Here is an 11,268-nt window from a genome sequence, read left to right as displayed (position 1 = left end):
TTACACACTCCTAACATCCGTGATTCCGTGCTTTTTCAATGTTTGAATCGCGTTCGTTTTCACGGCGTCGCTAATAAAGCCAGACTCTTTGAAAATGACTTTCGGCGGCATATGCTCGGATTGATATTTCAACATCTCCTGAACGATATCCAAATCGATGTCATCTTCTAAACATACTAACACGGAACCATAGGCAACGTTATAAATCGTTTTGCCGTTATAATCAATTTCTTCAATCGGTATGGTGAGCGGCAGGCCGATTTTTAATAAAATTTCATACAACAAATCTTCTTTCGTGCGATCTTCTTTAATGTTATCCTGCAAATCGAAAAGGGTTTGCTCCAAGTTGTCGAAATCAGGATCCCACGTTTTCACATTCGAAGAATCGAGCTTAAACACTTTAAAGCCAATATCTAAATCCGTTTTTCCCGTTTCCTGAACGATTTTCTCGCCCGCGCGGCGGATGCGCTCTTTCCCGATTTCGCAAATGTTTTTATAACCAGCTTTATACGCTTCCGATTTTTCATCCGTTTTCTCTGGCAGCTGCACCATAATAAACTTGCGATTTCCGCCGTCTTCTGCATTTAATTGCATTACTGCGTGAGCGGTAGTTGCAGAGCCGGAGAAAAAGTCTAAAATAATCGAATCCTTATCACCCACACTTAATATTCTTTTCATAAATGCTAGCTGCTTAGGATTATCAAATGGCGTATTAAATTCTTTTAGTAATGCATTATCTGGTCTTTGATCATCGGACATGATTGATTTAGGTCTTTGTGCGAGATTTTCATCTAAATATCTTTTTATCGTTGGTAGGCTACCATCTGTGTGAAAATGTATTCTATTTTCTTTAATTAGTTCATTCAATTTTTCAGGACTATATCTAAATCCTCCGGGTGGCACAGGATCTTCTTTTCCAGTTAAAGGATTAATAATTGGGGTCATATTTCCATTCTTTACCCCTCCTAAATCACCTTTACGATATACACCTCTCTCATCAACATACCAGTAATTAACAAAATCTATAAACCTTGGATATTTAGTTAATTGTTTTAATTCTTCAGTTATTTGCTCATTACTTAACCCCAGATTTTTCAACTCTTCGATTTTACGTTTATACTCTTCTATATTATTTTTAGGAACCGACCATTTATTTTCAGCATGCTTAGTGGATAATACAGAAATATCTCTTGCATAAATTAAACAATAATCATGACTAACAGAAACAAATAAAGATTGATTTTTAGAACTATTTGTATTACGAGTAATTGACGCAATAAAGTTATTTTCGCCAAAAATTTCATCAAGTATTTTCCTTAAGTTTGCTACTTCCGTATCATCGATACTAATAAAAATTACCCCGTCATCTGTTAATAAATTCCTTGCCAATTTCAATCTCGGATACATCATATTCAACCAATCGGTATGATACCGTCCGCTTGTCTCCGTATTCGCCTTTGTCGTTTGCTGCGTGATTTCTTTGTAATTTTTGATATTATCGCGGAAGTCATCTTTGTACACAAAATCCTTCCCCGTATTATACGGCGGGTCGATATAGATCATTTTAATCTTGCCGAAATACGATTTTTGCAACAGCTTTAATACTTCGAGGTTGTCGCCTTCAATATAAAGGTTTTCGGTCGTATCCCAGTTTTTGCTGGAGGCTTTGTCCGGTCGCAGCGTGCCGGTGGATGGCGTTTGTGCGAGTTTCATCGCCTGTGTTTTACCGTGCCATGTGAATTCATATTTTTCATTGCGTGTTTCGATTTCTTCACCAAGAATCAGTTTCAGTTTTTCAAAATCGATTTTTCCTTCAGTGACCACTTCCGGGAATAGTTGCTTTAACGCCTCGATGTTCGTTTTTACAATATCCATCGATTTTCCATCTAGTTTTTCCATCGTGCTTCCCCTTTCATCGCAATTGTTGTTTCCACTGCTCGATTTGCCTCGTTAGCTGTTGGATTTTCATATGATACTCTACTTTTCGGTTAAACTGCGTTTCTTTTTTCATTTTGTTTCTCCATTTCACAATTTCCGCTTCTGCCTGTTCAATTTGTGCAATCAGCTGACGTGATTCTTCGTCGGCAGCGATGTAAAACGCACCGACTGCTTTCGCGTGTTGAAATGCCTGCACCGCGATATGAATGTCTTGATAAAAACGGAAGAAGTGAGAAAATGATAGCGCTGTTATATGAACCGCATCCATAAATTGCCGAACTGTTTCATCGTTACTGTCGGATAAGAACCACGGAGTATACGCAAATTCCTCCAAAACGACTTGTGTTTTATCGATTTTGTTTAATCGCTTTAAACACGTACCAACCTGAACGTTTCCTTCTTTTTCAAATACAATGACGACAGGGTTTGGCAACGCTCCTTGGATAATTTCACCTATGACAGGAAGGTGGGCGTCTTTTGTTTCCTGCCTTAATCGAATCGTGATAAACATAACGCCTTCATAATGATAATCCTCATTAATAAATGGCTGGATATTAATCACACTCGGAGTCAATAAATACGTTAGCTCAATCCGATCGACGTATTTCGTAATATAGTCTTTTTCCTTTTTCGTTAAATCAGCGAAATCGTAAAACATTTTTTTATCCAACTTCTTATGTAAAGGGCGGACTTTATCGTCCAGCCCTATTCTAGCATAAAATGTGAATCCATCCACTGCTCTCACCCTTTAATGATAAGATAAATGATAAGATAAGAGATAATTTCAAAGTCTTGCAAACTCGCATTCGCGTTCGTCACTAAGCTGTCCAAGTTTCCAAGGCTAAATATGTTCAGCGTTATTTGCTGATCGATTTTGCCAACGATATCTTCTACCGCTTTCTCCAGCAGCGCCTTATATTGCCCCATGTCTTTTCCGTTTTTCGTCTCTTGGTAAAACGCTTCGTATAAATCCCACTCCACTTCTTTTTTTCCGTTGCATAGCGAGCGGTATAAATCCAAAATTTTCTTTACGTGGACATGATTATACAACACCGTTCCGTCTTCCCGCACGTACACCAAGTAATATGGATGAAGCGCGTTTTGCTCGTTCGATGATGTGACGCGATCGGTTTGTTTTAGACAGAAAATAATCCCAGGCTTAATTTCGTCTTTTAGTTTTTCATTTTTGTTCACGGTAATGCTAAAAAGCCCTAGCGGCGCTTTTTCCACCGCTTCTTTATGTTCCTTCATAAAATTTAATAAATCCATGCGGAAGTCGTCTAACGTAAAATCGGTTAAAGAAATATTTCCGGAAATGTCCTCTAAATCAATGACTTCGTTTTGCAGTTTTTCGAGTTGTTTGCGGCGGTATTCCAAATCTTTCATTTCATTGCTGTTGTCGGCAATAACATTTTCTTCTCCGGTGGAAGAAATATCGAGAATCGTCATTCGGTCTTTTACCCTGTTGACGAGATTAATATATTCATCGAGTTCCAGCGACAGCCAAAAGTTGACTAGTTGAATCCGTTCATTTTTGCTGCCAATCCGGTCGATACGACCAAAACGTTGAATAATGCGAACCGGATTCCAATGAATGTCATAGTTAACGAGATAATCACAGTCTTGCAAGTTTTGCCCTTCGGAAATACAGTCAGTAGCAATTAGTATGTCAATTTCCTCTTTCATCTCGGGCATTACTTTTGCCCGCTCTTTCGAAATAGGTGAAAAGTTCATTAAGACATTATTGAAGTCGACTTTTTTCATCTTTAATGTAGTCTTTGGATGATCCGATCCAGTTACTACGGCAGAGTGCAAGCCAAATTGACGATAAATCCATTCATGCAAGTTTTCATACAAGTATTTCGCCGTATCCGCAAACGCAGTAAAAATGAGCAATTTCTTGTTTTGGCCGTTAATCGGATTCTCGATTTTGTTTTGAATGACTTTTTTCAATGCCAATAATTTTTTATCGCGCTCCGGTGTTATTTTTCTCGCTTGGGCAAGCAACTTCGCTAAAATCTCGCGGTCATATAATAAATCTTGCTTCCAGCGGATTAGGTCCATATCTTTAATGAAAATTTTCACTTTCGAGCCGATTAACGCGTCTTCTAAGTCAGGATCTTCCATATCTATATCATTAATATCTCCGATCGTTTCGTTTTTCGGATCATATTGATCTATTTTTTGAATGCGCGAATCGATCTGATGAATGATGTTTTCCAATGTTAAAGAAAAGGAATGAATGCTGCTTTCTAATCGTTTCAACAAGTTGGATTTCATTAAATAGACAAGGTTATTTTCCCGGTCGGTTTGTTTAAAAATTCTTCCGTTTGCTACTTTCGTATCGTACTTTTCGTTATAAATAGCCCTTTTATGAGGCAAAATATATTGCATCGGCGAATATACCGCCAGTCGCAACCGCAATATTTCATTATTAATCTTCTCCAGCGGCGGAAATTCGTCTTTAGCGTCAATTGTTTCTTTAATATTGATTGGCTTCAGACGGGTCGGAAACGAGCCGATCGCGTTCACATTGTAATATTTTTCAATATGACGGCGCGAACGGGCAATTGTTAATGAGTCAAGCAAGGTAAAATAATCCCAGTTTAGCATATCTAACAACCGCTCAGTGGTTCGCTCTTCTTCAGGAAGATTGCTCCATTTGTTGAACTGCGACTGCGCGCGGCGGATCGTTTGGCTGATGCTTTTGATGTTCGCCGTTTCCGCTAGCGCCTTGTCATTTCCTTCCGTAATGAAAGCAATCTGGTTCTTTAAGTCATCGAGCTTGTTATTGACAGGGGTGGCAGAAAGCATTAACACTTTCGTTTTTACTCCCGCTTTAATAATATCGTTCATCAAGCGGGAATATCTCGTCACCCGATCGTTGCGCGGATCATTATTGCGAAAGTTGTGTGATTCATCGATGACGACTAGGTCATAATTTCCCCAGTTCACATGCTCCAAATTAATATCGCCGCTATATCCGCGCTCACGTGATAAATCGGTGTGGTTGAGCAAGTCATAGGAAAAGCGGTCTTCCGCCAAAATGTTGCGTTTATCGTTTAAACGGTAAATAGCCCAGTTTTCCCTTAATTTTTTTGGCGCCAACACGAGAACACGATGGTTGCGCAGTTCGTAATATTTAATCACCGCTAACGCCTCAAACGTTTTTCCAAGTCCGACGCTGTCGGCGATAATGCATCCCCCATACGTTTCAATTTTATTGATGGCGCCAATTACTCCATCGCGCTGAAAATCGTAAAGTTTATTCCAGATGACCGTATTTTCAAATCCTGTTCTTGTCTGTAACGATTCGTAGTTTTTCGCGTCTTGCAAGAAGCCTTTAAATAGATTGTAGAGCGTCACGAAGTAAATGAACTCCGGTGAATTTTCTTTATACATTACTTCTAAACGCCGCAATATTTCGTCTTTCACATCTTGTAGCGCTTGTTCATCTTGCCAAATGGCGTCAAACTGACGAAGCAGTTGGGTATTTGAATGCTCATCGTCGACAATATGGTTAATGTAAATATTAGAAGAGTTGCTGTACCCTAGCCCAGGGCTGGAAAATGGCGCCCCGCCGATTAAGCCGATTTGCGTTCCATCGTTGTTTTTGACATGATACAAACCGCCTTGAATCCGCTGATTGGTGACTGATTTAATTTGTGCTTTTCGTTTCAGCCATTTCGCTAACTCTTTTGCTATGTATGCTTGGTTTAGCTCCACTTTATATTTTCGTTCTTCTTCCACTCCATACAACGCCGCTTCATTTTTCTCCATTAACCCTTTTAACGATCGGTTTCCGCGCACAAAAGCAGGCTCTGTGAAAATGAAACGAAATTCATCCAGTTGTGACAACTCTTTTTTCAATTCCACAAACGCGTACAATGTCAAATGTGCCGCGGCAATCGACAATTTACTGCCTTTAGTTATATATTCTTTTAAAACATCCCCCACTAAACCACTCTGCTTATTGTCAATCATTCCTTTAGATCCCATGCGATCCATGCTCCTTCAATCGTTAATGACATAGTCTTATTTTACTAAAATAATAAGAAAGAATGTTGTCGGATTTTGTCGTAATATAATCAAATCTTCCTAACTCGTCCAATAATAAAAAAACAAGCCGACTCCCGTTCAGTGAACGGGAGTCAGCTTATCTGGGCAAAGATAAATTCACAATGCCCCTTTTAGTTGATTAATCCAAGACTTTTTTATTATTTTTGAAAGGTTTAACTATATTTCTCTATCATGATCTATTTTTATACCTTTGTTTCCTCCTAGAACGCGCTGTAAAACACATAACGAATGCATAACCACCCACCTTGGAAATCATATACAGTAACCAAAAAACAACTCTTCAAGGGATGGACACGATCATGATTCCAATTGAAACAGCGAACATGCATCTAACAAACCAACCAATACTATTTCAATTTTATAATTCAGTATATTTCTTTTTCGACCCAAACGCTTTCTCGATTGGATATTTTTGTTCATTTTTCTTGATTTTATCAATAATAGCTTTTTCTAGGTCAATCCCTAATTCGTGTGAAAGCAAGAGCGCATAAATGACTACATCGGCAATTTCATCTTTTATATTTTCCAAGTTTGTTTCTATAGCCTCTTCGCTGCTTTTCCATTGGAAATTTTCCAGCAGCTCTCCTGCTTCAAGGCATAACGAAATCGCTAAGTCTTTTGCGGTATGAAACTGTTTCCAATTGCGCGCATCGCGAAATTCAATGATTTTTTGCTGCAAGTGTTTCATGATCATTACCTCCGTTAGTGCTATTCTCTTTAAGTGTTATCGCTATCCATCAATCTCACAATCTCCTTAAACACCATCGACGGCTGTTTGAGCAAAGCGTCAATCGGAAGCGTTTTGCGTTCGGTTTCTCTTGTGATAACCAGTTGCCCTCCTTCGAGCTTTATGACAATATCTTTGATGCGGTACGCTGTAATTTTAGACGCTTTATCCAAGTATCGGTCATCCAAGTCAAAGCGGATGCGGTTGGACAGTCTCCGCAGCATTCTCCATAAAGCGATTTCTTCTTTCGATTTCATGAACAATTCAGGAAGTTCTTTCGCTTCTTTTAATGTATTTAACGTGGTCATTGTGTAGACAGATATGCCGTAGCCGACCGGTTTGATGACGTTCGGTAAGAAATGCCAGCTTTCGATTTCAAATCGGACGTATTGTTCGATACTGTTTTTTGGCAGCTCTTTGATCTCGGAGCGCTCGACAAATTTTACGTCAGCGATTTTTCCGTAACACGTGACCCCGTTTTCCGGCGCCGCTCCTTTTCTCGGATAAAGGGCGATATACGCCGCTTCCTGCCAGCCTTTTTTCAACCGTTTGACCGGAATATGATAAAACCGGTGCTTCAGATGGGCGTGATAGTTTTGCGCGCTAGGGACCATCCCAACAAGCACTTTTTCATCGAAAGAAGACCGCCATTCTTCCATGATCCCTTGCGGCAAAATTCCTTCCTGTTGCAGTTCCTCCGGGCTTTTTTCAATCAGCCGCTCGATCAATTGTTCGACTAACCGGGTCGCGTTTGGCAAAAACGGCAATCCGCCGATATTGACTTCATTAATGCTTTTGTACAGCTTATGCTCTTGATAGCTATCTTCATCGTACCATGGAAATAACACATAGGCGCCAAAGGCGGTTCTTTCATAAGGGCCGTTGTGGCGGACAACGAGCGAATCACGGTAACGGTGCATCGTATTGATATCTTCTTCCATCGGCCCCGGAATCTGATAACGCTTCTGGTAACTGCTTCCTTCCACCGCAAAATCAATGCGATATTTCGCGTCGAAAATATAATTAAACGTATAATCTTTTCCTTTCTTCTCAATCGACAGCATCGTATCCGGAATTTGCGGAATGGTCGGCAGCCTTCCTTCGTATTTTTGATACGTCAAAATAATTTTTTCGCCCGTGTGCGGATGTTCGTATACCCGCTTTGCGGAGCGGTTTTTTTCCAAGTTGACGAATAGCCCCGTTCGATTCACTTGGATAATGTCCTGGCTGATCAGTTTATATTTTTTGCCTAACAGTTGCCCCAGCTTTAGAAACGTCCAATACTCGTACAATGTCGTCACGTCTTTGACGGACATTTGATACAGTTTTCCTTGCAGCGCAAGGCCTCGTGTGACGATTAAAAAAATTTGATACGCATCACGATATCCCGGCGCCATTTGCAAGACAAGGCTCATGATTGAGCGGTCCAGTTTGCCAACCGACCGCCAAAACGCATTGCTTGTTTTCGCTTCGAGCGCGCGCTTCATATTCATGATTTTCGCAAGCAAATCCGGATCCGCTTCCACTTCGTATCGTTTGCCTTTCGATTGCACTTTTTCCCATAAATCTTGCAATTTATCGATTAAACGTGCCATCATCCATTTGACAAAACGATTTTCTAACGTATCATACGTCAATTCTTTTTTCGTTTTTAAGCCAGAGATCGGCATCAATGAACGGTGTTGAATCTTTATTCCGTTATGGACTTCACAAAATAAGTGCGGTCTTTTCCGCAAATAGTTTCTTCCCTTTTGATCCAAACGGCCAAGCTGGTCGCCTCTCGCTTTTACATGGGTGGTCGAGAGCTGATGATGCGGCTGCCGCTCGATTTGGCGAATGGCTTGGAGGAAGTCGTGAAAATGCGCTTCCATGAGTCGGAAAAATTCGCTTCGGGAAGGAGTGCCGTCTAGTTTTGCTTTCGCCCGCTGATACGTTTTCTTGATAAAATGAAACGCAAGATTATAAATTTCATCGCTCACTTCTTGGAGAAGCTTTTGATAGTCTTCTTTATAATTTAATTTCGTTGGAAAAATTTCGATAGTCACTTCTAATATGACTTTATCTCCATTCCGGATTTCAAACGTGGATAATCCCACTTCGTTTTGAAACTGAAGGTTTCCTATTAGTACGTATCGATTGCCGATGTTGACTCGATCGACCGCTCTTCTTAACGATGGGTATTCATGATAAAACGTTAATTCAACATCGTTTTTTGGAGAAACGATGATTTGATAAATGCCGTTTTCAAAAAAGATTGGCCGGTGGCCGGCAGACCATTCCACAAGTCTTTGTTGATCAATATCAAATATCTTTACTTCGAGAATGTCTTCTCCCTTGACTAAAAACTCCATCGATTCGTGAAAGTCGAGCTTGCGGTATTGCTGGAGTCCTTTATATTGCTCATGATATGGTTTTCCTTTGATCACGAGCGTGACGTGTTTTGTTTCGATATGGACCAGCTCTACCTCCTCACGAGCCAATCCAGAAGGAGGTAAAGCCATCGTCCACTAACCTCCTTAACATGTGTAAAATTTTATCCGCGCTTTTCGGATATTTCGCGTATGTAAAATCAAGCAAGGCATCGTATTCTCCATTTAATTCAATACTAGTGCAAAATGTAAACAGCTGCTCCAGCGCGCGTTGTACCCTATTGTCGCTTCCAGAAATGCGTGGCAAAATTTTCTGCAAGAGGCAATGATCAAACGCGTTTTCAAATGTCATCAGCTTTCCTTCTTCGTTGTAAGCAAGATAAAAGCAAATTTCATCGCGGACTCGGTAGCCGATATGCGCTCCTAACGGCTGCAGATAGCCATTGATTTTTACAAGTTCGTTTGTCGCTTTTTCCACAATATGAGGATACTGTTGATACACGTCTTTTAAATGCAAATATTTAGCGGCAAATTCTTCTTGGTTCAGCTTCATCGGTTCCACTTGCTTTAACTCTTTTAAAAAATCGAGATGATCAAGTTGAACGCGATTGAATTCAATCGTATTGGCACGGTCTAATACTTTTTTACTGAAAGGATGCGTCGTTTCGTCCATATTGACGGTACCAATAATATAGACATTGGCAGGCAGATAAATATCCCGTCCCGCCATTTCTTTCGGAAGCAGTTTAGAAGAAACGATTTTCCCATTTTCCCAGCGTCGGCTTTCCATCACGCTAAGGACATCGCTGAAGTAATGCTCCACCCTCGCCAGGTTCATTTCATCGAGCAAGACAAAATACGGCTCTTCTTGATTTTGTTCCGCTTCTAGCACCACTTTCGTCAGCGGCCCCGCCTTAAATTCTCCTTTTTAATATCTACGTACCCAAGCAAATCCGAGCCGTCGTTCCAGTCAGGGCGGACGGGAATTAACGTAAACCGGCCGTTTTCTTCCATCGCGCCAACGCTCTCGGCAAGCCATTGAACGATTTTTGTTTTCCCGGTTCCGGAAATCCCCGATAAGATGACAAACGGTTTCGTTTTCAATGACAAAAATAAATTCGTCACTTCTTCTTTCGTATAATAAAACCCTTTGCTAGAGATGTAAGAGTGAATATGATTAACGATCGTTTCATACGAATGGGATTCAGGTATTGGTTTCATGTCCATCTTAATCTCCACATATTTTTTATAGTATTCTATCATTTGATGCAAATCATGCCGCAATTGCTCGTCCGAAGGCATATCGTCGATCGAATAGGTGATATAGGCGGCAACAGATGCTTTATATTCTTTTGCTTTTTTGCTTTCACCAAGGTCGATGTCATCATCTTTTTTCACATTGCCGCTCATCGGAATCGTTTGGCGGATTTCTTGGTTAATGCGAATCATTTCTTCTTTCGGTGTTTCCGTCACACCTTGGGCAAATGTCAGATACACTTTGCTCATATCATCGCTAAATAGATAAACAATATAATATCCGCGCTGCGTGGAAGTAGTGACTTCTTTATTCATAATGGCGACCCAAGGGACATCCGTCCATACCCCTTGGCCAACCGATCCTTTAATCATATAGCGATCTTGTGGTATAAAAGGCAACTTTTCGATTGCTTGCGGAATCGCTTTCGTCACTAATTGGAACACCGGCTGCTCCTTTGAAAACTTTTCCCGTTTTGCTTGCAAGTACGTTTTCATCACTTGTAAAAAAAGATCTCGCAACGCCATTTGGAATGCTCCTTTAAAAGCTGTTTCTGCAATGTAACTTTTACCTTATATTTTACAAAAATAATCGACAAAACGTCTAATAATCTTGAAAAAGCTTAGTGGATATATCCATACACAAAAAACATCACCCCTGGGACACAACAAAATGCAAGGAATGATGAACACAATCTTGATAATGAACTTCATAAACCGCCTTCAGTGATTCCTGCCTGTTGTTTTCTCCTGCTTCTCAGACAGACGAATGTTTTCTTCGGAAATATAGTGAAGAATATCTTGCAAAGGATACCAGTTGGATTGATCGCATAACATATGCACTGGCTTTTTAAAATTCAATTTCCTCAGCATTTCCAGCGCGTCGTTTACCGTGCTGTT

At 40.3% G+C, this 11,268-nt stretch carries 7 protein-coding genes; all 7 read right to left on the bottom strand.

Annotation, left to right across the window (positions count from 1 at the left end; genetic code table 11):
* The 7 genes from AOT13_RS09985 to AOT13_RS21000 all read right to left on the bottom strand — a co-directional run bounded on the left by AOT13_RS09985 (position 1) and on the right by AOT13_RS21000 (position 10,896).
* Positions 1-1,899 carry a site-specific DNA-methyltransferase gene (locus tag AOT13_RS09985; protein ID WP_042383172.1) on the bottom strand — a complete coding sequence of 633 codons (1,899 nt, stop codon included), beginning with the start codon at positions 1,897-1,899 and terminating at the stop codon, positions 1-3.
* Between the two features lie 13 nt (positions 1,900-1,912).
* Entirely contained in the window at positions 1,913-2,674 is a 762-nt protein-coding gene (locus AOT13_RS09980; protein WP_042383179.1) for a DUF4391 domain-containing protein, read from the bottom strand.
* 5 nt (positions 2,675-2,679) lie between these two features.
* On the bottom strand, positions 2,680-5,937 hold the full coding sequence (locus AOT13_RS09975; protein WP_042383181.1) for a helicase-related protein: 3,258 nt from the start codon (positions 5,935-5,937) through the stop codon (positions 2,680-2,682).
* A 439-nt stretch (positions 5,938-6,376) separates the two neighbouring features.
* The gene (locus AOT13_RS09970) at positions 6,377-6,706 is read right to left on the bottom strand and encodes a nucleotide pyrophosphohydrolase (RefSeq protein WP_042383183.1); all 330 of its coding nucleotides are present in this window, start codon (positions 6,704-6,706) and stop codon (positions 6,377-6,379) included.
* 29 nt (positions 6,707-6,735) lie between these two features.
* Entirely contained in the window at positions 6,736-9,246 is a 2,511-nt protein-coding gene (locus AOT13_RS09965) for a restriction endonuclease-like protein (protein ID WP_042383184.1), read from the bottom strand.
* Positions 9,215-10,009, bottom strand: coding sequence for a hypothetical protein (locus tag AOT13_RS21005; RefSeq protein WP_232511499.1), 795 nt, complete (start codon positions 10,007-10,009; stop codon positions 9,215-9,217). Before AOT13_RS21005 ends, AOT13_RS09965 begins: the two co-directional genes overlap by 32 nt.
* Positions 10,010-10,014: 5 nt before the next feature.
* On the bottom strand, positions 10,015-10,896 hold the full coding sequence (locus AOT13_RS21000; protein WP_232511498.1) for a DUF3578 domain-containing protein: 882 nt from the start codon (positions 10,894-10,896) through the stop codon (positions 10,015-10,017).
* Positions 10,897-11,268: the final 372 nt, after the last annotated feature.

Origin of the sequence: Parageobacillus thermoglucosidasius, from assembly GCF_001295365.1 — a bacterium.
Taxonomy (GTDB): Bacteria; Bacillota; Bacilli; order Bacillales; family Anoxybacillaceae; genus Parageobacillus; species Parageobacillus thermoglucosidasius.
This window is presented reverse-complemented; position numbering and strand designations above follow the sequence as displayed.